Below are 20,785 nucleotides of genomic sequence, written 5' to 3' on the forward strand. Positions count from 1 at the left end.
TGGAAGACGGCATGCCGGACATGCGGGCGCTCAGCTGCTCGATCATCCTCACGGACAACTACGAGTTCAACGGCCCGCTCATGCTGATCCCGGGGTCGCAGAAATGGTACGTCTCCTGCCCGGGCACGACGCCGGAGGACAACTTCAAGCAGTCGCTGAAAAAGCAGGAGACCGGCGTGCCGGACAACGAAAGCATGGAATGGCTCACGGAGCAGGCCGGCGGCCAGATTGACCGCGCGACCGGCCCGGCGGGCTCGGTGCTCTTCTTTGACTGCAACACGATGCACGGCTCGGCCGGCAACATCTCGCCGTATCCGCGCAGCAACGTGTTCTTCGTATTCAACTCGGTGGAAAACAAGCTCGTGGATCCGTTCAGCGGCCAGGAGCCGCGCCCGGAATTTCTGGCCAACCGCCAGGACACTTCCGCGATCCAGCCAAGCTCGGATCGTTTGTCGCACCAAACAACTTCCACTTCTGCAAAATAAGACACACAAAAAGCATCCGGTTTCTATTCCGGATGCTTTTTTCATTATAATGCCGGCCTTCACTCACCGTTTGAATGTCTGATCCTTTTCCTCATTTGATTTCTGTGTCAGCAGTACACTATACAAAATCGCAAAGACCATGCCACTGAAACCAACCATTTGAATGATAACACTTTCGAATCCCTGCAGCTGCAGAGTTCCCGTTAAAAACAGAGCGAGAAACGCAACCAACATCGCCACAGCCCATATAATTGGTTCTTTCAACGTCATCCCTCCATTTTTTTCTCTAAATAGAGATAGGTTATCTATATCATAATTGACTTCGCCTATCTTTCCCACCTTCTTGTAAAGTTATCTATCAGACTAATTTTCCTTTTTTTCAGAAATAACTTTTTTCACTATCGCTGTTACGTTGAAACAATCATCTATTCCTAGTATGATAGTGAATAGTCCTTGTTAGATAGACATTTGTTTATGCAGAAAAAATATTCGTGCTGCGTATGGAGTACGTGAGCCGTCATGCACATTGTTTGCGACAAAACTTCATGAGAGAGGGTCATAGCAATGGGAAAAACAGAAAAAGACTTACGAAACCGCAGTAAAGCCATCAGTGAAGGCGCCAATCGCGCGCCAAACCGGGCGATGCTTCGGGCCGTCGGCTTTACGGACGACGATTTTAAAAAACCAATGATTGGCATTGCAAGCACATGGAGCGAGGTTACTCCGTGCAACGTACATATCGATAACCTTGCACGCCACGCGAAGCAGGGAGCTGCCACCAATGGAGGCGCCCCGCTTATTTTCAACACGATCACCGTTTCTGACGGTATCGCCATGGGGCACGAAGGCATGCATTACTCCCTTCCAAGCCGGGAAATTATTGCTGACTCGATCGAAACTGTAACCAATGCTGAGCGCCTCGACGGCGTCGTGGCTATCGGCGGCTGTGATAAAACAACACCGGGCTGCGTTATCTCTCTAGCCCGGATGAACATCCCTTCCGTGTACGTTTACGGTGGAACCATTCAGCCCGGAAAGTTAAACGGCAAAGACATTGATATTGTTTCGTCCTTCGAGGCTGTCGGCCAGCACCAGACCGGCCAGATCAGCGATGAAGAGCTTCACCAGGTGGAGTGTAATGCATGTCCGGGTGCCGGCGCTTGTGGCGGCATGTATACAGCCAATACGATGGCCGCTGCCGTAGAAGCGCTCGGTATGAGCATTCCGGGTTCCTCCTCCACCCCTGCAATTTACGAATACAAAGAAACCGAGTGCAGGCAGGCTGGGGAATTGACCATCGAGCTGCTTGAAAATAACATTCTTCCGAAAGACATCATGACGAAAAAAGCATTTGAAAACGCCATTACGGTTGTTATGGCCCTTGGCGGATCCACCAATGCGTTTTTGCACCTACTCGCGATCGCCCATTCGGCAGACGTTGATCTGTCTTACGATGATTTTGAACGTGTCCGGCAGAACGTACCTCATATTGCTGACCTAAAACCGAGTGGTAAATACGTGATGCAGGATCTTTACGAAATCGGAGGCGTGCCGGCCGTCATGAAGCTTCTTTACGAGGAAGGGCTTCTGCACGGCGATTGTCTTACCGTAACCAGTAAAACACTTGCAGAAAATCTTGATGCTGTCCCTTCCCTGAAAGAGGGCCAGGAAATTATCCGCCCTGTAGCGGAACCATTTAAAAAGACCGGCCCGCTCGTTGTTTTGAAAGGAAATGTGGCACCGGAAGGCTCCGTTATTAAACTGTCCGGCCAGAAGATCAGCCGATTCGAGGGCACGGTCAAAGTGTTCAACAGTGAAGAATCGGCAACAAAAGCTATCATGGACGGAGAAATCGTCGAAGGCGACGTGCTCGTCATCCGTTATGTTGGTCCGCAGGGCGGCCCGGGCATGCCGGAAATGCTTTCTGTTACTTCGATGATCGTCGGCCGCGGCCTCGGCGGCAAAGTAGCGCTTATGACTGACGGTCGTTTTTCCGGAGGCTCCCATGGTTTTGTTATCGGGCACGTAGCTCCTGAGGCAAGCGTTGGCGGTCCGATCGGGCTGCTTCAAAACGGGGACATCATCTCCATCGATAGCGACACGCAGGAGATCAACCTTCACATTTCCGACGAAGAGTTTGAAAGACGCCGGAACGCCTGGCAGGCTCCGGACCTTCCAGAAAAACGAGGAGCTCTTGCCAAATACGCTAAACTGGTTTCTTCAAGTGCAAAAGGAGCCGTCACAGACGCAGATTTATAAACTCTAAGGGAGCTGCCGTTTCAGGCAGTTCTCTTTCTTTTCAGCTTTATTTTAAGAGCATTTGAGTTTCCCACAATTTATGGTAAATTATGAGGGTACTAATGTTAATACATAGTTACGCACGAAGGGAGTTTCCTATGTCCAAAAAACCAAGGCCGAGTTCGGGCCGTACATTTGCAGCTATTGTAGCCGTTATAGCTGTGATTTTGCTTGCTATTATTCTCGTGGGCAATTTCAGCGGCGGCAGTGATAATTCTGGAGAAAACAGTGGTGAAAACTTGGAAACGAGCGGCCAGCCGCTCAAGGGAGAAGAGGACGCTCCAGTTACAGTCGTCGAATTTGGTGATTATAAGTGCCCTGCCTGCCAAAACTTTCACGAATCAGTCGTTCCTGAAATTGAAGCCCAGTTTGTTGAATCCGGCGATGCTGCTTTTCATTATGTTCACTATCCGTTTTTAAGTGAGGATTCCACAACAGCGGCAGAATTCAGCGAGGCCGTTTACGGCGAACTCGGGGATGAAGCCTTCTGGAACTTCCATGATACGCTGTTTGCCAATCAGCCGCAGAACGAAAGCGGAAACTACTTTGACCAGGAGCGCCTGACGGAGCTGCTTCGGGAGACTGCTTCCGGGGAAGAAGTAACCACAGTTGTCGAAGCTTATGAAAACGGGACCTACGAAGAAGAAGTGGAAAATGACCGCTCCATGGCCGAAGACCTTGGCGTAAACAGCACCCCTTCCGTATTTGTGAACGGGGAATTGTTTGAAGGGGACAGCTACCAGGAGCTGCTCGATATGATTGCAGAAGAGGCAGGAGAGTAGCGCCCATGATGGAACGTTTATTAAGTGCAGCCTGGGTGATGGCCATTATTGCTACACTCGGCAGCTTATCGTTCAGCGAAATTTTAGGGTATATCCCCTGTGAGCTTTGCTGGTACCAGCGCATTCTTATGTACCCGCTCGCAGTCATGTTAGGGGTCGCTGTATTCCGCGGGGAACGGCAGGTCGTATGGTATGCGCTTCCGCTGGCTGTTCCAGGTATGCTGCTTGCAGGCTATCATTATCTGTACCAAAAGCTTCCGGTGCTGCAGCAGGCCACGGAGTGCACCGGCACCGTTTCCTGTTCCGATCAGTCTGCCCAATGGCTTGGTTTCGTTACCATCCCTCTTTTATCATTCACTGCATTTTTGTTTATTACCGTTGCACTTTTGATTGTCGCCCTACGCAAAAAATAGTCACATGCCCTTAGGCACGTGACTATTTTTTTATTCCTCTTCAGACGAAGCCACTGCTTCTTCAATTTCCGTAATCATTTCATCCATCGACTGAAGGCCGCCGCCGGAGAGGTACCAGTACTCTGGATCCAAATAATGAATATTATCATTCTGGGCTGCTTGTGTTTCATTTACAATATCATTGTCAAGAGTTTCGGCAGCTGTCTGCTCTTCGCCGCCCTGGCTGACTACTGCACTGCGGTCCACTACAAAAAGGTGCTCTGGATCTTCTTCTGCTAAGTATTCAAAGGAAGCACTCTGCCCGTGTGTAGATGCTTCGATATTTTCATCCGCTGCCGGTACGCCGAATACGTCATGGATCAGGCCAAAGCGGGAGCCTTCCCCGTAAACACTTAAGGAACCGTCATTTACCAGTGTTACTAAAGAAGGTCCTACATCTTCAGTAGTTTCGTTTAGATCGTCAATACGGGCATGAAGCTTGTCTACTTTTTCCTGCACTTCCTCTTCTTTTTGGAAGATTTCCCCGATCATCTCCATGTTGCTGTCAAAGGATTCCATGTAGTTTTCCGTGTCCACTGCTGTATAAACAGTTGGAGCAATTTCACTCAGTTCTTCATAGGCATCGCTCTGACGTCCTGAAATGATGATCACATCCGGCTCCATCGCGTTGATTGCTTCGAAGTCCGGCTCTTTTAAGCTCCCGATATTTTCGTAGTCATCGCTTCCATAATCATCCAGATAGGAAGGGAGCGATTCCTGGGCTACGCCGTTTACGCCTACATTTAGTTCATCCAGGGTTTCGAGCATTTCGTAATTAAACACAACGACGTTTTCTGGATTTTCCGGCACCGTCGCTTCACCCAATTCGTGTTCTACGGTCACTTCGCCGCCGCTTTCCTTTCCTCCGTTGTCTTCATTGCTGCTTTCTTCACTGGTGCTGTCACTGTTTTCACCTTCCGCAGTTGATGATTCTGAGTTATCAGCCCCGCATGCAGCAATAAAAACTGTGCCAAACACCGCCGTTGAAGTAAGCATCCATTTGTTCTTTTTCATTTCCCATTCCCCCTGGTTAATTTGTTTTTTCCAGCCTGAAGTATTGGCTCTCCCTCCTCCTGTTACTCTTTTGCCGTATTAACGGGCCGGAGACCTGGTTTACGTAAAGTAAACACAGATTTTTTGATCGTTAATACGACAGATAGGCATATCCATTTCGTAGATATCTGTCAACACTTCTGATGCCATCATCTCTTCGGTCGTGCCCTGGGCTACAATGTGCCCGTTTTTCAAAGCGACAATGTCATCGGAGTAACAGGAGGCGAAATTAATATCATGAATAACCAAAAGCACGGTTTTGCCCATATCTTTCACTAAACGGCGAAGTACTTTCATGATCTGCACTGAGTGCTTCATGTCCAGATTATTGAGCGGTTCATCGAGCAGGATATAGTCAGTGTCCTGAGCAATAACCATCGCAATAAAAGCCCGCTGCCGCTGGCCTCCGCTCAGCTGGTGAATATAAGAATCCTGCATGCTCCAAAGCTCCATATAATCAATAGCCTGATCCACATGCTCCCAATCTTCAGCGTTCAGCCTGCCCTGCGAATAGGGAAAGCGGCCAAACGATATCAGCTCACGCACCGTCAGCCGGGCATTCATTTCGTTGGACTGTTTTAAGATCGCCAGTTTCTTCGCCAGCTCCCGGCTTTTTGTTTTCGTAATGTCTTTGTCGCCGATCCTAACTTCGCCCGCGTCCTTCGCGATCAAACGGCTGATCATTGACAGCAGCGTACTTTTTCCAGCGCCGTTTGGTCCGATGAATGAGGTAATCTGTCCCTGTTTAATCGTTACGGATACATCGTTTACGACTGGTGTTTCATCATACTTTTTTGTTACATTCATTACCTGGACCATGCTTTGTTCCCCCTTAATAATAGATAAATAAAGTAAATGCCTCCGATAAAGTTCACAATGACACTAATTGCAGTGTTAAAACCAAGCACCCGTTCGACAAGCAGCTGTCCGCCGATTAAAAATGCTACAGCCGCAAGTGCGGCGGCAGCAAGCAGCACACTGTGCCGGTAATCCTTCATCAGTTCATAAGCGACATTAGCCACAAGCAGGCCTAAAAACGTAATAGGCCCAACCAGGGCGGTGGCAATGGAAATAAACAGCACTACAATGACAAGCAGCCGCTTCACCGCATACTTATATGGCACTCCCAGGTTCACCGCCTGGTCCTTTCCGAGGGAAAGCACGTTCAAATATTTCATAAAGGTCAAGGAGTAGATAAATAACAGTACAAACACCGCTACTGAAATGCCGAGAATGTTTGAATTCACATTATTAAAGCTTGCAAACATATTATCCTGGATCGTCAAAAATTCATCTGGTGATATGAGGACTTGTAAAAACGTAGAAATACTGCTGAACAAGGTCCCGCATACAATTCCGACAAGAAGCAAAAAGAAAATATCCTGCTGCTCCCCCTGGAACAAAAAGTAGTAAAGAATAACGGCAAAGCCGAGCATGAGAGCAAGTGAGACAAAAAAATTCAGCGGACCGTTGATTACAAGTGCCGAGGTAGAACCAAAAAAGAACACAAGCGCTGTCTGCAGCAAAATGTACAACGAATCAAGACCGATAATACTCGGTGTTAAAATCCGATTATTCGTAATGGTTTGAAAAATGACAGTAGAAAAGGCAATCGCACCGCCGGTCATTACCATTGCAAGAAGCTTCTCTGCCCGGTGCTGCAAAACATAATCCCAATTGCCTCCTGCGTCTGTAAACATAAAGATAGCGGCCAGAACAAGTGAGAGCATGGCCAGACTCATGATCTTCCAATTAAAACGCATATTTCTTCCTCCTCATCAGCATATAGAGGAATAAGAAACTGCCAAGTACACCCACAGTTAAACCGATAGGAACTTCGTACGGAAAAACAATCAGACGTCCAAAAATGTCACAGACAAGCACAAACACGGCTCCAAGCAGGGCGGTATGAATCAGCGTTTTCTGCAGATTGTCCCCCAGGTAGATTGCCACAATATTTGGTACTACCAGACCTAAAAACGGGATGGTTCCCACTGTTAATATAACGACTGCGGTCACAGCGGCAACGATGGTAATGCCCAGGTTGACCACTGTACGGTAATTCAGACCCAGATTCACCGCAAATTCTTCTCCCATGCCGGCGATCGTAAACCGGCCCGCAAATATGTAAGCTATTAGAATAAGCGGAATGCTGACATACAGTAGCTCATACTGTCCGTTTACAATTAGTGAAAAATCCCCCTGCAGCCAGGCTGACATGTTTTGCACCACATCATATTTCAGGGCAAAAAATGTCGTTACCGAGCCTACAATGTTTCCAAACATGAGTCCTACTAGCGGAATAAAAATAGGATCTTTAAATTTCACCCGTTCAAGAATAGTCATAAAAATAAATGTACCAATAAGGGCAAATAAAAAAGCTACTCCGGTCCGGAGCAGCGGTGAAGCTCCGCCGAACCAGATCATGGCCACTAAAATACCAAACCGGGCCGAATCCATCGTGCCAGCCGTAGTTGGGGAAACGAAGCGGTTCCGACTCAACTGCTGCATGATCAATCCGCAGATGGCCATCCCCATGCCGGCCATAATAATACTAAGAAGCCGCGGTACACGGCTCGAGGTCAATGTGCGCCATTCATCTTCATTTCCAGCCATCAACCCCTGCACCGACACCGTCTGAACGCCGATAAACAGGGAAGCCGCCGAAAGAAGAACGAGAAGAACAAGTAAGTACCACCATTTCATCTGTAAACACTTCATTTCCCAAGAACAATTGCATCGTTCTACGTCTAATTATTAATGATATTCATTATCAATTACATTTTTCATTTTATCATTCCGGTTTTAAATGTCAATGTACCTTCTTCTTTTTTCCTTAACTTTTCATAAACAATAAAAACCGGCCTTACCTTTTCAGGCAGACCGGCTTTGCTTTTCACATGCTTTTAGGATGGGAGTGGTATCTTGTCCATAAATGCCGAAAAATCGTATGTATCTCCATTATATGCATATAAAGACATAGGTTATGAAACGGCCGTTCACTAGGAAGCATCTCCCCATCCCCGTCTTCAGTCATTTCTTCTTGAAACTGTTTTTCCGCCTGGATGGCTGCCTCCTGAGAGCTGAACTCATGCACCGCTATTTCTATGCTTGTACTGTTTTCCTCCCACATTTTGCTTCCAAGATTCATGGAAACTGGAGCTGCAGCCGTTTCTTCTGTTTCTTTCAGAGAAAGCCTATTGCTTTCCAGTTTCGAAATCCATTGTTCTGCATCTTCTGTTTCGTTTCCAAAGGCGGCCGCAAACAAAGGCATTACCCGCTGCCGTCCTTTTGAAAAACCTCGTGTCAGCCAGCTCCTCCCCGCAGAAAAAATAAATAACACAGCACTAATTATGTATATTTTCATCCTAACAGACATTTCCAGTTTATTCATTCTCCTTCTTATTTTTTGCACACTTTTATACCTTTGTTACAATAGATGACAACATGAAAGGAGCTAATGAGTAATGACTACAAGCACTCGCATTGAATCCAGAGATTCTTTTAAGGAGACTATACAAACAGAGACACCGGTGGCAGTAGAATTTTCAGCCGGGTGGTGCCCGGACTGCCGGAGACTTGATATGTTCATGGACGACGTACTGAACCACTTTGACAATCTCCCATTGCATAAAGTCGACACTGAGCAGCTTCCAGATATTACAAGCGAACAGGAAGTTATGGGCATACCGAGTATTCTCGTATTCCAAAACGGTGAGAAAATAGGCCATCTGCACAGCGCGGACGCTAAAACTCCCGACCAGGTAAGCGAGTTTTTCTCTAAATACTACTAAAGTAAATCTGCCGGGCCCGGCAGATTTTTTTATATTACAGATCGTTTCCAGCTGCCTTGTTTGAATTTATCAAAACCGGGAATGCTTCTTTCAGTACCCTAAAAAGGAGTGAACAGTTATGGCAGTTATTGACGCCAAAGAAATATTAAGCGAATACCGCCGCGGTATCGAACAATTCAGTGAATCCTATCAGGAGATTGCGAAAAATTATAATCGCTTCACCTCTAGTGCCTTTGAAAGTGGAGAGGTTTCCACAGCTCAAAAGCATTTAACGGCGCTCGCTATCGGCGTGCATCAAGGCGATACGACATGTATTGTTTACCATATGGACCAATGCCTCCATCACGGTTGCTCGGAGGAAGAAATTAAAGAATATATGGGCGTCGCAGCAGCTTTTGGCGGCGGCGAATCCATGAGTGAAGCAGTAACGATAGGCCTTGACGCCCTGCAGCAACTAAGTGGAAAGTAAATTAAGAAGCTGTTTCCATGTAAAGGAAACAGCTTCTTGTTTATTTATCGAGGATATCTACGACAAATTGGGACCATGTCTCAAGCCGTTCATATATTTCCGGTTGGGAAAGCTCTTCCACATTCGTCCAGAAGCCGCGGATCTGTTCGGTTTCTTTTACCTGAACATCCACATGCTCCGGAAGCACAAATGTATATAGAATCCCGAGGTGCACTTCGCCAACGGCGTTATTATCGTCATTGATCAGCCCAAGCGCCTGCATTTCTGCTTCTTCTAGAGAAGAAATATGCAGTTCTTCTTCAAGTTCACGATCGGCATTTGTATGCAGCAGCTCCTGAAACGTCGAAACGCCTGCTTCAGCATTCATATGCCCCCCAAAGCCAAGAGATAATTTGTTGTGCAGTCTTCCTTCCCCTCCGCCAGCAAGCCGTTCATACGCGTACAGTTTTTCCCCCTTGCGGATCACCACGTAGGGAATCGGCTGTTTCCAGGACGGGTCTTCTTCGGCGTCTCCCCGTCTTTTTTCTGTATATGTATCCGCAATCGTGCCGAGAATTTCCTGAATCTGCCCCTGCTCGTCCTGCACTCCGTGAAAGGTCCGCGCCTCGCGTGCGAACACCTGCTCTCTTGGGGCCACTACAATCATTTCGTCCATTTTACCCATCTTGTTCACCTCATTGTGATATTCTTCTGTATTTCATTATAGCGGAACTCTTTGAAATACACAGCAAAAAAAGCCAGGCAGATGCCCGGCTTTTATTGTTAATCAAAAATGAAATCTTCATCCCGGACCGGTTCTACTGTTGCTTTTTTGTAGCCGTTTCCTTTCATGGAGAAGAAATCGTGGGATTTTGTTTTTGTATCCATGCCGTTTAATACGATCGGATTAATTTCTTCTTCTTCAAAATACGCATCCAGTCCTAAGTTCATTAATGCCTTATTTGCATTATAACGAAGGAACTTTTTCACGTCGGAGGTCAGCCCAACCGGATCGTAAAGCTGCTCGGTATAAAGCAGTTCATTTTCATACAGATCCATGAGCAGGTCGTGGGCAAATTCCCGCAGTTCTTCCTGCTTTTCCGGTGTCTGGCGCTTGTAAATTTCCTGTGCCAACAGGCCGACATATACGCCGTGGATCGCTTCATCACGGATAATCAGGTTAATGATTTCCCCGCTCTGCATGAGCTTACCCTGACCATAGAAATAAAGCGGATAATAAAAGCCGCTGTAAAACAGAAAGCTTTCAAGATAAACCGAAGCCACCATGGCTTTGTACAGAGAAATTTCGTCTCCGTCTTCAATTTTATTGTACTGCTCTACAATGCGGGAAGCTTTTTTCTGCAGGTGCGGATTTTCCTTCACCCATTCAAACAGTTCATTAATTACTTCTGTGGAAGCGAGCGTCATGAAAATGTTTGAATAGGATTTCGCATGCACTGCATTTTCCATCATTGCCATAAAGTTTAATACTGCCTTGCGCTGGTGGCCTTCCACCTGCTCAGCAACCTTTGGCATGCCGACATTTCCCTGCTCAGTGTCGAGCAGGGTCAAGCCGGCGAGTACCTTCATATACGTATCTTTCTCTTCATCGGTTAAATATTTCCACGTGAGCAGATCCCCGTTGAGTGATATTTCCTCTGGAAGCCAAAACTGTTTTACGTTCTGGCTGTAAAACATCTGCGTAAAGTCGTCGTCTTGTTTTGACCAGTCGGCTGCGTCAAAAATTTGATTCATGGGGTGGTGCTCCTTTCTTTACACGACGCAGGAGAGGCAGTCGTCCTGTCCTGTGTCTTTTGTCCGTGCATAATAAATCGTCTTGATGCCTTTATGGTGGGCGTAAAGATCAATCCGGTTCAAGTCTCTCGTCGTGATGGTGTCACGCACAAAGAGCGTAAAGCTGATGCCCTGATCGATGTGCTCCTGGATAGCTGCGATCATATCTACGACATTGAACATGTCCATATCATAGGCCGCTTTATAGAAGAACCAGTTATCCGGCGCGAGGCCCGGCATTGGATAATACGTTTTCGAGTTGCCGTACGTCCGTTCTTCAATACGCTCCATGATCGGCATAACCGAAGCCGTAGCCGACTGTACATAGGAAATGGAGCCGGTCGGTGCGATCGCCAGGCGGTAGCTGTGGAACAATCCGTGCTCCTGCACCTGCTCCATCAGCTCTTTCCAGTCTTCCGCATCCGGCATAGCCATTCCTTCAAACAGGCCGGCAATCTTAGCTGAGGACGGCAGGTAGGAACGGTTCAGGTATTTCTTAAAGTAGGAGCCGTCCGCATAGCTCGAGCCTTCGAATCCGTAAAACGTTTCTCCAGTTTCCTTTGCAAGCTCCATTGAACGCTGAATGGAATAGAAATTCATGGCCATAAAGAAGAAATCGGCGAATTCCCGTGCTTCCTCGCTTTCGTACGCGATATGGTTCTGCGCTAAAAAGCCGTGCAGGTTCATCGCTCCGAGACCAATCGATTTCATCATCTGGTTGCCTCGGCGCACAGCCGGAGCATTCGTAATGTTAGTGTGCGTTGCTACATGGGTCAGGGAATCGGTAGCGAGTTTCACCGTATCCTTGATCGTTTTGTGCTTCATAACATTGGCGATGTTCAATGAACCGAGGTTGCAGGAAATATCGAGTCCGACTTCATCTTCCTCACCGTAATCCGTATAGCTTGACACTTCAGAGGCCTGCAGCACTTCAGAGCAGAGATTGGAAAATTTCACTTTGGAGACGTTATTCAAAGCATGCGCACGGTTCACGTTATCCTGGAACATCAAGTACGGATATCCGGATTCCGACCGGAGAATCGCCAGCTTTTCAAGCATGCGGCGGGCATCGACTTTGTCTTTTTTCACACGGTCGTCTTCTACGAGCTTGTCGTACATTTCGCTCATATCCATTTCATCAAGATGCTCCCCGTACGCCCGGTAAACGGTGTGCGGATAGAACAGGTACATATCCTTACCCTGGCGGGCAAGTTCAACGAATTTGTCCGGAATTACAACCCCGATCGACAATGTTTTAACACGCACATCTTCGTCAGCCGAAATTTTCTTCGAGTCCAGGAAGTCGTGGATGTCCCGATGGAAAATGTTTAAATAAGCTGCACCGGAGCCCTGGCGCTGTCCCATTTGGTCTGCGTAACGAAAGGCATTGTCGAGCAGCTTCATTACGCCGACGACGCCTTTTGTCGCGTTTTCTACGTCTTTAATGGCTTCGCCTTTTGCCCGAAGTTTCGATAAGTTCAGGGATACACCGCCGCCTACTTTGGACAGCTGCATGGAAATATCAACAGCCCGGGAAATATCGTTTAAAGAGTCATTTACTTCAAGCAGGAAGCAGCTGACTAATTCTCCGCGCCGTTTTCTGCCGGCATTCAGGAACGTCGGGGTACTCGGCTGATAATCCTGGCTCATCATCATTTCCGCAAACTGTTCGGCTTTCCCGGCGTCTCCATTGCCGAAATAAAGGGCCACAACAGCCACCCGGTCTTCATAGCGCTCAAGGATCATTTTCTGATCATTGGTTTTCAACGCATAGTCATTGTAAAATTTAAACGCACTCATGAATGAAGGAAAACGGAATTTCTTTTCATAGCACAGGTTGTAGACCCGCTCAATTTCTTCAAAAGAATACGCTTCAAGGAATTCTTTTTCATAAAAATCGTTTTCAAGCAGATAGTCGAGCTTTTCTCTCAGATCGTGAAAGAAAACAGTATGCTGGTTGACGTATTGAATAAAGTATTGGTAAACGGCTTCTTTGTCTTTTTCAAATTGAAAGGACCCGTCCTTTTGAAACATGATTTCATTGTTTAACTGGATCCAGTCGGTGGTTTGTGTTTGTTGCAACTTTCATCGCCTCCTCTGCGAAAATGGACACATCGTTTTTTGTTCCGCTCAGTTCGAATTTATGGAGTATAGGAACGTTGTAGTTTACTGCAATCTGGTTAGCGCTTTTCGCAAAATTGTCTCCCCATACTTTGTTTCCGCTCGACGCCACAGCAAGAAGCTGCTCTGCATGATCTTCAAGAAATGCTTCTGTGGATTCCGGAATATTTCCAAAGCCTTTCGTATAGGTGATAAGGATAAACGGTTCATCGATTTGTTCCGCTTCATTCAGACTGTATACCCGGTCAAACGGGATTTTTTCTGCGAAACGCTTCACGTTGCCCGTCATAGAATCAAAAATGATCGGTATCATCGAATCCCCTCCTTTATTTCTAAAATGTACGAACTTGTGTACATCCTTCTTATACCACTACTATATATGGTGTAATCTCCTTTTTCAACATACATGATATAGATATTTTTTCGTTTTATCCTCTTGACATTTAAAATCTCTGCTATACTTCCTTATGCTCTGCGATTCTACCCTGATAATTGTGCACATTTTCTGACAGAAAAAAATTCAGTAAGTAAGACCTGCTTCTATATCTAGATGTTTATAAAAACTGATACCGTATGCACTACTACATACAGGTATATATTTATTCCAGCGCGCTATGTATGGAGGGATAATTTTCGGTAAATTCTTGATACTTTCAGCTTATGGCAAAGAGCTGGCACGAATGTATTTCAAACAAAAGCAGCCCGCGCCTGCACGGACTGCCTTTCCATATTTTATCACCTTTTCAGGCGGGGTCTTACCGTTCTTTCAATTGTACAAGCTCATTAACGATCCAGTAGGGATCCGGCCGGGCCGCTTCCCAGACAGAGGCTGCCACCGTACCATCCTGGTCAATGACATAGGTCATGTCTGCAGGACAATAAGAATAGTAGCCGGTATCCCGCAGAGCTGCTTTAACCTCTGGTACGTCCTGAAGCAGGTAATCCCGGCAGGAGATGCACGCGTTGTACCACGAGGCTGCCACTGCATTTGTATCTGCAAGCACTTTCCCTGTAAACGGCATGTGCTTCGCCTCTTTTTGGAGAACAGATATCTGTTCAGCGGCAGCTACTACTACTTGGGCGCCCATCTGCCTCAGCAAAGGGGAGGCTTCTTCGTAGCTCCATAGTCTGTCTTTTTCTGCATGCATCCATCCGCCAAAACAGAAGAGAAGTACTACCGGCCCCTGAAGAAGAAGCTGATTTAAAGTAATATTATTTCCCTCAGTACCAGGAAGAGAGAATGCTGGTGCTCTATCTCCGATTCTAAGCCCCGGGCAGAGCGCCGGCCGTTTATCCTCATGCCATTCATTCCATAAGATGTTTTTTGCCCGGTGCAGCTGCGAACTCAGCACCTTTTCCCTTAATAGTGCCATGCCTGCAAGACTCCTTTCGGATCCCAATCGTCTGCTTTTCTTAGCTTTTAATCATCGTCCCTGTCGTCATCGTTGTCGTCGTCATGGTCGTCTTCAATATCCCTCGAAGCGATCGTACCGTCTGCATTATTTATGAAAAAGTTGCCTTCCTGTTCATTCGTTTCTACCGACAGATCATAGCCACTCTCTTCGCGGTCAAGTTCCCACTCGTCCAGCTCACCAGACAATTCACCCATCCCCGAAGCCACAATATCCTCTAAACTAACGCTGTCCCCGTCCTGCACCAGCGGCTCTTCATTGTCTTTATCATCGTCAGTTTCTTTTTGAATCACCTCACCGGAGAATGCACCTACTTCAATGTCATATTCGTCTTCCCCTTCAACCTCTACCTCATACTTCTGGTCTTCCATATCCAGCTGCAGTTCCACCGCTTTGCCATTTGTTTCTTTTTCAGCAATCATTACAGCTTCATCAGCGGAGATTTTTTCCTTGCCGTTTCCGCTGCTGGTGCTTTCTTTACTTTCTGCGGCTGTTTCCTCAGAAGCTGGCACTGAAGATGTTTCCGCCCCCACACCTCCAGCCGTATAAACTCCTGCGCCAATTAAAGCCCCAAGTGCTGTGACCCCCGCCAAACTGCCTGCAATCATTTTTCCCTTCATGGTCATCTCCCCCTTTATTTGTTGGTACACCTTTACTATAAATTCCTGACATGAGAATATCCCTATAGGGAAATGAGAAATTGATGAGAAATACATAAATGGCTCATGAAAAGCATATAAATAAAAAAAGCCACCTGGGATAATCCAGGCAGCCTAATCACTTAATCATCCCAGGTGATTGATAATATTTCTCCGGTGATACCGTGTACCTGCACCGTGGCTTCTTCATCGTCCTGCTCGAGCTCCACGTAGTAAAACGGCTCCCCGGCATCGGACGTTTCAAAATCGACATCGTCCACTTCCCCGTCCACTTCTTCCCGGGCTACAGATGCAGCTTCTTCCGCATTTAACACTGTCTGCCGGCCGTCTTCGCTGCTTTCAGTATCATCTTGCTCTTCTTCCAGCACAGCACCGGACCGGGCATCGATAATCATTTCTTCCAATGCTTCTTCTTCTGCAAATTCCACTACATAGACAGCCGTGCCTTCCTGGGTTTCCCTGCTGATCTTTTCAATAGAAAAATCAGTTTCCTCTTCAGCCCGGGCACGTGCTTCTTCTTCTGTTAGCATTTCTGTATCATTCGTGCTGTTGCCAGCAATTTGTGTGACACTTATGACTGATCCATCTGCAGCTTCCACCTGCATCTGGTACGTTCCCCGGTCAAGCTCTGCCGTCACCTCATAAATACCGTCTTGTTTTTCGATATTCGTAATTTCCCCCTGGTACTGCTCCTGCACAGCCTGTTCAATTTCCTCCGGAGACATCTCCTGGGTAAAGTAAGACGAAAGCCACCAGACTCCCAAAGCGGCTACTACGAGGCCGGCCAGCAGCACGAGAAAAACAATGACTTTTTTCAAAGCTGCTCCCCCTTCCCTCTATTACACCTATTGTAATCGCTCTTTCTGAGAAAATGATGAGAACAGGGAGCTTATTCGCCGTTCTCCGGAAAAACCAGCCGGACCTCCGTGCCCTGGCCATAAGTACTTTCAATCGCAATATTCACCCCAAGAGCCTCGGTAATATCTTTAGCAAGCGATAAACCAAGCCCATAGCCTCCGCTGGCCCGTGTTCTCGACTCATCGACCCGGTAAAAACGTTCGAAAACACGCTCAAGGTCTTTTTCCGGGATACCGATGCCGCGGTCACTCACAGCAATGAACGGCGTTTTTTCCATCGTGTCAACTCTCACATCAATAATGTCACTGCTGTACTTTCTCGCGTTATCAAGCAGAATATATAACAACTGCTTTACCTTATCAGAATCAGTCTGTGTCACCGCCGTGTTTCCGGAAAAATTAATATCCCGATGATAGCTGTTGCGGTAATTCTGGACAGCGTCTGCTGTTACCGTCTGTAAATCCACCTCTGCCATGTGCAGGTTTGCTTTTTCACTATGGCGGGCAAGCAGCAGAAGCTGCTGGGTCAGCTCCCTCATCCGAATTGCCTCAGAGTGAATAGCCTCCACTGATTCTTCGATAATTTCCGGCCGGGAAGCCCCTCTTCGCTGAAGAAGGCTGGCATATGATTCAATCACCGTCAGCGGCGTTTTTAACTCATGCGAGGCATTTGATACAAACTGCTCCTGTTTATGATAGTTATCTTCGAGCCGCTCAATCATTTCGTTAAATGTATCTCCGAGCTGTTCAATTTCATCCTTTGACTTCGACGATGAGGGAATCCGTTTGAACCTGCCGCTCGTTTGAATATCCTGCATTGTGGCCGACAGTGCTGTAATCGGGCGGAGAATCACTCTTCTTAACAGGCGGGCCGAGAGAAATACCGGGATAACAGCTGCGATAGTGGCAATAATCAGGATTACACGGAGCACCGCCAGCGTTTCTTCTGTCGGACGGAGGCTGTCGGTGATCTGGATATTTGCCACCTGCCCGTTTGTCCATATCACCGGCACGGAAACAAAAGCGTACCGTTCACCTTGGTATTCGGCCACCTGGACGTATTCTTCCGAATAATACTGCACGGACTCATCCGTTAAGCTTCCTTCTGCCGGAGAGGTAACTGTCGCAGCCCTGGATCCGTCCTGCAGCACAATTCTGGCCATGCCTTCAGTGGGGGCGTAGGCCCTCAGCAGCTGTTCAGCCGAAAAGTTGTCTGCGGATTCATTAAACGTAGACGCCGTCTGTCTCGCTTCTTCTACCGTCTGCTCCACTTCGCTTCCGATCATCATGCGGGAGAAGGAAAAGTAGATAGCAAACACCAAAAGTACGACAATGACAAATACAAGCACCGATGTATATAAATGAATCTTGTTTCCAAGCTTCATGGCGAATCCTTGACAACGTAGCCAACGCCGCGGACAGTCTGGATATGTGTGGTGCCGAACGGTTTATCAATTTTATTTCGCAGGTAGCGAATGTAAACATCCACGACGTTTGTTTCCCCGATATAATCAAAACCCCATACCTGTTCTAAAATCTGGTCCCGGGAGAGCACCTGTTTTTTATTTCTTAACAGATAGTAAAGCAGATCAAACTCTCTTCGGGTCAGCTCCACTGGTTCCGTGCCGGCATATACTTCCCGGGCCGACTCATTAAGCCGCAACTCGCCCGCTGAGAGCCAATGCTCTTCTTCCTCTGCTTCTGCTTTCAAGGCAGTCTCTGTTTGAAACCGGAGAGACGAACGAACACGGGCGAGCAGCTCTTCTATTTGGAAAGGCTTGGTAATGTAATCGTTGGCCCCGAGGTCGAGGCCGGAAACTTTGTCCTCTACCGAATCTTTAGCGGTGACAAGCAGGACAGCTGTTTTTTTGTCCTGGCTCCGGATTCGCCGCAGCAGCTCAATGCCGCTAATGCCCGGAAGCATAATATCGAGAATAATTAAATCCCACGTTTTTTCCTGATACATAGCGAAGCCTTTAAGACCATCAGTCGCTTTTTGAACATAATAATTTTCATAGGTAAGCTCAAGCTCGAGCACCCGCGCAATTTTTTCTTCGTCTTCCACAATCAGTATACGTGCTTGTTCCATTAGGCATCCCTCAATACGCTGCCGGATGGCAGTCTATTATGATGAAGAACGGTGGTTTGAAGCTTTGCTCCACAAAGTGATTGTTCTCCATGTGAAATAAACAGCAGTGCCAATTAAACAAATAAGAAAAAATGAAGGGAAAAACCACCCGAGCCCCCCACTTTCATCCAGGGCTGTCCGGACGGTCTGCCACTGAACGTAAACGAACCCGAGGGCAAGCTCCACGAGCAGAATAGAAACTAGAATTTGTCCCTCACGCTTAAATACCTCTATTTGATGCTCGTTCATTCGCACCGGAAGGCGGAACCAGCCCGGGTAGCGAAGAGAAAAATACGCCCCGGTCCAAATAGCGATTAACGCCAAAGGAGGAACAAACAAATAATATTTCGCAGCATATTCGTTTGGATCTCCGGTGGCGTCGAAAAACTGGGGCACAATGTACGGAAGACGAGGCCAATAGAAAAGCACAATCGCAAGCATTCCCATGGAAGCCACGCCCCCTACAATTAATGCTGTTCTTGCAAACGTCGGCATAACGGTCTGCCTCCTACTATTCTTTATTCCAGCTTCACCACTGCTGCTTTTTTAACGCTTTTGATATCATTATAATCGTAACGATACAGGACATCGCAATAATGACCATTACAATACTCCATAGCCATTCTCCGGAAATAATGAAAAAAATGCCGAGAATAAGGCTTAGCACTACAATAAATCCTTCAAACCAGTAAAAAAATTTTATGGTCGCATTTGTATTCATGACTCTCCCCCTGATCTTTCTTTTGATTTCTTTTTACTGCCTGGCTTTTTTCTGCCTGTCTGGTAGACGCCAAGCAGCGCGCTCAGCATACCAATTGCTGCAACAATGACATAGAACGTGGCGCCAAGCCAAAGAAAAAACCCCGCTGCTCCCGCAGCCAAAACTAGAAATATTATATTAAACGTAAATAGTACCGGGGATCTCAAGCTACCCCTCCCTTTCGACTTTATCTTCTATCAACGTATCATTTTCTTTCCTTATTGCCCATCTTTTCCTTGAAAAGCCGCTAAAATATTTCTCATTGGTCTTTTCTCTTTTCAGGCCGGTTTAAAACAAAAAAAGCACCCATTGGCATGGGCGCTGTCATAACATAAATGGTGCTAGTGACAGGACTTGAACCTGCGACCTGATGCTTACGAGGCAACTGCTCTACCAACTGAGCTACACTAGCACATATTTGCGACAAATAATAATATACAAAAAGAAAAAATGCATGTCAATCAAAAAAGCCGAAGGCAGCCAGCGAGCCAGCGCTGCCTTCAAGGCTGTTTAAATAAACAGCAGCAGGCTGAGCGCCATCACAGCCATCCCGCTTACTACACCGTAAATCGACACGTGGGTTTCGTCATATTTTTTTGCTGCCGGAAGCAGCTCATCCAGAGAAATAAATACCATGATTCCAGCTACAGCGGCAAAGATGATTCCAAACATTGTGTCTGTTAAAAACGGCATCAGTATAAGAAACGCTAAAATAGCTCCCGCCGGCTCTGATAATCCCGACAGGAAAGACAGCCGGAACGCTTTCCGTTTGCTCCCAGTCGCAAAATAAATCGGCACCGAAACTGCCACCCCTTCAGGGATGTTGTGAATGGCAATGGCAAGCGCGATTGCAAACCCCAGACCAGGATCATTCAAAGCAGAGGTGAATGTCGCAATGCCTTCTGGAAAGTTATGAATCGCAATAGCAAGCGCTGTAAATGTCCCCATTTTCATGAGACCCTGGCGTTCAGGCTCTTCTTTAGATGTATGCATGTCTTCCACGCGCTTCACTTCATGCGGATTGCCTTTTTGTGGAACGAGCCGGTCAATGGCAGCAATGAAAATCATTCCTCCAAAAAATCCTCCTACGGTCGCCCACTGGCCACCAACTTCTCCAAGTGCTCCGACGAGCGATTCCTGCGCCTTAAAAAATATTTCAACCATGGAAACATAAATCATCACGCCTCCAGAGAATCCGAGTGAAAAAGCTAAAAACCGGGTGTTTGTCGTGGAGGTGAAAAAAGCCAGTATGCTTCCAATTCCTGTAGCAAGACCAGCTCCAAGTGTTAATAAAAAGGCATAGATGACGTTGGGCTCCATGCGTGCTCCTCCTTCATGTACTGGATTGATTTCACGAAATTTTCCCTTATGCAACATTTTAACCATTATTCAATTATTGTGTCAATGCAAACTTTATGCCTCCATAAAAATCTTCTTTTTTTCTAACTTAGATTGTCAATTTAAGCGCAACACTTCTTCATGAAACACATTTTCCGTGGTCTTCCCATGTAAACAATTTCTGGGGCGCCGATGAATCAGTCCGGTGACGTCGTCCACTTTCTGCCGGCTGAGGCGGGCTAAATCCATACCCTTCGGGAAAAATTCCCGCAGAAGGCCGTTGGCATTTTCATTGGTTCCCCGCTGCCAGGCGGCATAGGGGTCGGCGAAATAGACGGGCACGCCCCGGGCTTCGAGGGCGGGAAAACAGGCGAATTCTTTGCCCCGATCCACCGTTATGCTTT

26 protein-coding genes and 1 tRNA gene are annotated in these 20,785 nt (G+C 47.0%); 6 read left to right on the forward strand and 21 right to left on the reverse strand.

Annotated elements, in window-relative coordinates; genetic code table 11:
• Positions 1–485, forward strand: a 485-nt coding sequence (locus tag CHL76_RS15420; RefSeq protein WP_198951243.1) for a phytanoyl-CoA dioxygenase family protein, incomplete at its 5' end; no start/stop codon positions are given.
• A 63-nt stretch (positions 486–548) separates the two neighbouring features.
• Here CHL76_RS15420 and CHL76_RS15425 read toward each other — a convergent pair.
• Positions 549–749, reverse strand: coding sequence for a hypothetical protein (locus tag CHL76_RS15425; protein WP_079475530.1), 201 nt, complete (start codon positions 747–749; stop codon positions 549–551).
• Positions 750–1,049: 300 nt separating this feature from the next.
• Between CHL76_RS15425 and ilvD the strand changes: the two genes are divergently transcribed.
• The 3 genes from ilvD (at position 1,050) to CHL76_RS15440 (ending at position 3,978) form a co-directional block, all read left to right on the forward strand.
• Entirely contained in the window at positions 1,050–2,744 is a 1,695-nt protein-coding gene (gene ilvD, locus CHL76_RS15430; protein ID WP_079475529.1) for a dihydroxy-acid dehydratase, read from the forward strand.
• 137 nt (positions 2,745–2,881) lie between these two features.
• A complete protein-coding gene (locus CHL76_RS15435; RefSeq protein ID WP_158219206.1) occupies positions 2,882–3,565 on the forward strand; it encodes a DsbA family protein in 684 nt (227 codons plus the stop codon).
• A gap of 5 nt (positions 3,566–3,570) precedes the next feature.
• Positions 3,571–3,978, forward strand: a complete 408-nt coding sequence (locus CHL76_RS15440) for a disulfide oxidoreductase (protein ID WP_094909042.1) — start codon at positions 3,571–3,573, stop codon at positions 3,976–3,978.
• A 30-nt stretch (positions 3,979–4,008) separates the two neighbouring features.
• On the opposite strand, the gene CHL76_RS15445 is transcribed toward CHL76_RS15440, so the two are convergent.
• The 5 genes from CHL76_RS15445 to CHL76_RS15465 form a co-directional block, all read right to left on the reverse strand.
• The gene (locus tag CHL76_RS15445; RefSeq protein ID WP_094909043.1) at positions 4,009–5,031 is read right to left on the reverse strand and encodes a siderophore ABC transporter substrate-binding protein; all 1,023 of its coding nucleotides are present in this window, start codon (positions 5,029–5,031) and stop codon (positions 4,009–4,011) included.
• A 99-nt stretch (positions 5,032–5,130) separates the two neighbouring features.
• Positions 5,131–5,889, reverse strand: coding sequence for an iron ABC transporter ATP-binding protein (locus CHL76_RS15450; RefSeq protein ID WP_094909044.1), 759 nt, complete (start codon positions 5,887–5,889; stop codon positions 5,131–5,133).
• Complete coding sequence (locus CHL76_RS15455) at positions 5,877–6,833, reverse strand: iron chelate uptake ABC transporter family permease subunit (RefSeq protein WP_094909045.1); 957 nt, start codon at positions 6,831–6,833, stop codon at positions 5,877–5,879. The genes CHL76_RS15450 and CHL76_RS15455 overlap by 13 nt, the downstream gene beginning before the upstream one ends.
• Positions 6,823–7,776 carry an ABC transporter permease gene (locus tag CHL76_RS15460; RefSeq protein WP_094909046.1) on the reverse strand — a complete coding sequence of 318 codons (954 nt, stop codon included), beginning with the start codon at positions 7,774–7,776 and terminating at the stop codon, positions 6,823–6,825. Before CHL76_RS15460 ends, CHL76_RS15455 begins: the two co-directional genes overlap by 11 nt.
• Before the next feature lie 190 nt (positions 7,777–7,966).
• Positions 7,967–8,344, reverse strand: coding sequence for a hypothetical protein (locus CHL76_RS15465; RefSeq protein WP_143745415.1), 378 nt, complete (start codon positions 8,342–8,344; stop codon positions 7,967–7,969).
• A 193-nt stretch (positions 8,345–8,537) separates the two neighbouring features.
• On the opposite strand from CHL76_RS15465, the gene CHL76_RS15470 reads away from it, so the two are divergent.
• Together CHL76_RS15470 and CHL76_RS15475 are read left to right on the forward strand one after the other, a co-directional pair.
• Positions 8,538–8,864 carry a thioredoxin family protein gene (locus CHL76_RS15470; RefSeq protein ID WP_094909047.1) on the forward strand — a complete coding sequence of 109 codons (327 nt, stop codon included), beginning with the start codon at positions 8,538–8,540 and terminating at the stop codon, positions 8,862–8,864.
• Positions 8,865–8,982: 118 nt separating this feature from the next.
• Entirely contained in the window at positions 8,983–9,333 is a 351-nt protein-coding gene (locus CHL76_RS15475) for a carboxymuconolactone decarboxylase family protein (protein WP_094909048.1), read from the forward strand.
• Positions 9,334–9,373: 40 nt separating this feature from the next.
• Here CHL76_RS15475 and CHL76_RS15480 read toward each other — a convergent pair whose 3' ends face one another.
• The 15 genes from CHL76_RS15480 to CHL76_RS15550 all read right to left on the reverse strand — a co-directional run.
• Positions 9,374–9,997: a hypothetical protein gene (locus tag CHL76_RS15480; protein ID WP_079475520.1), complete on the reverse strand. Its 624-nt coding sequence runs from the start codon at positions 9,995–9,997 to the stop codon at positions 9,374–9,376.
• A 98-nt stretch (positions 9,998–10,095) separates the two neighbouring features.
• Positions 10,096–11,067, reverse strand: a complete 972-nt coding sequence (gene nrdF / locus CHL76_RS15485) for a class 1b ribonucleoside-diphosphate reductase subunit beta (protein WP_079475519.1) — start codon at positions 11,065–11,067, stop codon at positions 10,096–10,098.
• Between the two features lie 18 nt (positions 11,068–11,085).
• Positions 11,086–13,140: a class 1b ribonucleoside-diphosphate reductase subunit alpha gene (gene nrdE, locus CHL76_RS15490; protein ID WP_079476992.1), complete on the reverse strand. Its 2,055-nt coding sequence runs from the start codon at positions 13,138–13,140 to the stop codon at positions 11,086–11,088.
• Positions 13,141–13,144: 4 nt separating this feature from the next.
• Complete coding sequence (gene nrdI / locus CHL76_RS15495; RefSeq protein ID WP_079475518.1) at positions 13,145–13,540, reverse strand: class Ib ribonucleoside-diphosphate reductase assembly flavoprotein NrdI; 396 nt, start codon at positions 13,538–13,540, stop codon at positions 13,145–13,147.
• A 442-nt stretch (positions 13,541–13,982) separates the two neighbouring features.
• On the reverse strand, positions 13,983–14,600 hold the full coding sequence (locus tag CHL76_RS15500) for a redoxin domain-containing protein (protein WP_094909049.1): 618 nt from the start codon (positions 14,598–14,600) through the stop codon (positions 13,983–13,985).
• 47 nt (positions 14,601–14,647) lie between these two features.
• Entirely contained in the window at positions 14,648–15,259 is a 612-nt protein-coding gene (locus tag CHL76_RS15505; protein ID WP_158219207.1) for a PepSY domain-containing protein, read from the reverse strand.
• A gap of 161 nt (positions 15,260–15,420) precedes the next feature.
• On the reverse strand, positions 15,421–16,116 hold the full coding sequence (locus CHL76_RS15510) for a PepSY domain-containing protein (RefSeq protein WP_079475515.1): 696 nt from the start codon (positions 16,114–16,116) through the stop codon (positions 15,421–15,423).
• A gap of 71 nt (positions 16,117–16,187) precedes the next feature.
• A complete protein-coding gene (locus CHL76_RS15515) occupies positions 16,188–17,540 on the reverse strand; it encodes a sensor histidine kinase (protein ID WP_094909050.1) in 1,353 nt (450 codons plus the stop codon).
• Positions 17,537–18,244, reverse strand: a complete 708-nt coding sequence (locus tag CHL76_RS15520) for a response regulator transcription factor (protein WP_094909051.1) — start codon at positions 18,242–18,244, stop codon at positions 17,537–17,539. The genes CHL76_RS15515 and CHL76_RS15520 overlap by 4 nt, the downstream gene beginning before the upstream one ends.
• Positions 18,245–18,280: 36 nt before the next feature.
• A complete protein-coding gene (locus CHL76_RS15525) occupies positions 18,281–18,778 on the reverse strand; it encodes a DUF1648 domain-containing protein (protein WP_094909052.1) in 498 nt (165 codons plus the stop codon).
• A gap of 34 nt (positions 18,779–18,812) precedes the next feature.
• Positions 18,813–19,004, reverse strand: coding sequence for a hypothetical protein (locus CHL76_RS15530; RefSeq protein WP_079475511.1), 192 nt, complete (start codon positions 19,002–19,004; stop codon positions 18,813–18,815).
• On the reverse strand, positions 19,001–19,210 hold the full coding sequence (locus tag CHL76_RS15535; protein ID WP_094909053.1) for a hypothetical protein: 210 nt from the start codon (positions 19,208–19,210) through the stop codon (positions 19,001–19,003). Before CHL76_RS15535 ends, CHL76_RS15530 begins: the two co-directional genes overlap by 4 nt.
• 169 nt (positions 19,211–19,379) lie before the next feature.
• A tRNA-Thr gene (locus CHL76_RS15540) sits at positions 19,380–19,455 on the reverse strand.
• Between the two features lie 98 nt (positions 19,456–19,553).
• Complete coding sequence (gene zupT, locus CHL76_RS15545) at positions 19,554–20,363, reverse strand: zinc transporter ZupT (RefSeq protein WP_094909054.1); 810 nt, start codon at positions 20,361–20,363, stop codon at positions 19,554–19,556.
• Between the two features lie 135 nt (positions 20,364–20,498).
• A partial coding sequence (locus CHL76_RS15550; RefSeq protein WP_143747479.1) for an IS30 family transposase occupies positions 20,499–20,785 on the reverse strand: 287 nt, incomplete at its 5' end.

The sequence above is a fragment of the Marinococcus halophilus genome (assembly GCF_002265875.1).
Classification (GTDB): Bacteria; Bacillota; Bacilli; order Bacillales; family Marinococcaceae; genus Marinococcus; species Marinococcus halophilus.

Bases quoted from the DNA above. Each gene is read 5' to 3' on its own strand.
- ilvD (WP_079475529.1), top strand. From the start codon at position 1,050: ATGGGAAAAACAGAAAAAGACTTACGAAACCGCAGTAAAGCCATCAGT.
- CHL76_RS15435 (WP_158219206.1), top strand. From the start codon at position 2,882: ATGTCCAAAAAACCAAGGCCGAGTTCGGGCCGTACATTTGCAGCTATT.
- CHL76_RS15440 (WP_094909042.1), top strand. From the start codon at position 3,571: ATGATGGAACGTTTATTAAGTGCAGCCTGGGTGATGGCCATTATTGCT.
- CHL76_RS15445 (WP_094909043.1), bottom strand. From the start codon at position 5,031: ATGAAAAAGAACAAATGGATGCTTACTTCAACGGCGGTGTTTGGCACA.
- CHL76_RS15450 (WP_094909044.1), bottom strand. From the start codon at position 5,889: ATGGTCCAGGTAATGAATGTAACAAAAAAGTATGATGAAACACCAGTC.
- CHL76_RS15455 (WP_094909045.1), bottom strand. From the start codon at position 6,833: ATGCGTTTTAATTGGAAGATCATGAGTCTGGCCATGCTCTCACTTGTT.
- CHL76_RS15460 (WP_094909046.1), bottom strand. From the start codon at position 7,776: ATGAAATGGTGGTACTTACTTGTTCTTCTCGTTCTTCTTTCGGCGGCT.
- CHL76_RS15465 (WP_143745415.1), bottom strand. From the start codon at position 8,344: ATGCCTTTGTTTGCGGCCGCCTTTGGAAACGAAACAGAAGATGCAGAA.
- CHL76_RS15470 (WP_094909047.1), top strand. From the start codon at position 8,538: ATGACTACAAGCACTCGCATTGAATCCAGAGATTCTTTTAAGGAGACT.
- CHL76_RS15475 (WP_094909048.1), top strand. From the start codon at position 8,983: ATGGCAGTTATTGACGCCAAAGAAATATTAAGCGAATACCGCCGCGGT.
- CHL76_RS15480 (WP_079475520.1), bottom strand. From the start codon at position 9,997: ATGGGTAAAATGGACGAAATGATTGTAGTGGCCCCAAGAGAGCAGGTG.
- nrdF (WP_079475519.1), bottom strand. From the start codon at position 11,067: ATGAATCAAATTTTTGACGCAGCCGACTGGTCAAAACAAGACGACGAC.
- nrdE (WP_079476992.1), bottom strand. From the start codon at position 13,140: ATGTTTCAAAAGGACGGGTCCTTTCAATTTGAAAAAGACAAAGAAGCC.
- nrdI (WP_079475518.1), bottom strand. From the start codon at position 13,540: ATGATACCGATCATTTTTGATTCTATGACGGGCAACGTGAAGCGTTTC.
- CHL76_RS15500 (WP_094909049.1), bottom strand. From the start codon at position 14,600: ATGGCACTATTAAGGGAAAAGGTGCTGAGTTCGCAGCTGCACCGGGCA.
- CHL76_RS15505 (WP_158219207.1), bottom strand. From the start codon at position 15,259: ATGAAGGGAAAAATGATTGCAGGCAGTTTGGCGGGGGTCACAGCACTT.
- CHL76_RS15515 (WP_094909050.1), bottom strand. From the start codon at position 17,540: ATGAAGCTTGGAAACAAGATTCATTTATATACATCGGTGCTTGTATTT.
- CHL76_RS15520 (WP_094909051.1), bottom strand. From the start codon at position 18,244: ATGGAACAAGCACGTATACTGATTGTGGAAGACGAAGAAAAAATTGCG.
- CHL76_RS15525 (WP_094909052.1), bottom strand. From the start codon at position 18,778: ATGCCGACGTTTGCAAGAACAGCATTAATTGTAGGGGGCGTGGCTTCC.
- CHL76_RS15530 (WP_079475511.1), bottom strand. From the start codon at position 19,004: ATGAATACAAATGCGACCATAAAATTTTTTTACTGGTTTGAAGGATTT.
- zupT (WP_094909054.1), bottom strand. From the start codon at position 20,363: ATGGAGCCCAACGTCATCTATGCCTTTTTATTAACACTTGGAGCTGGT.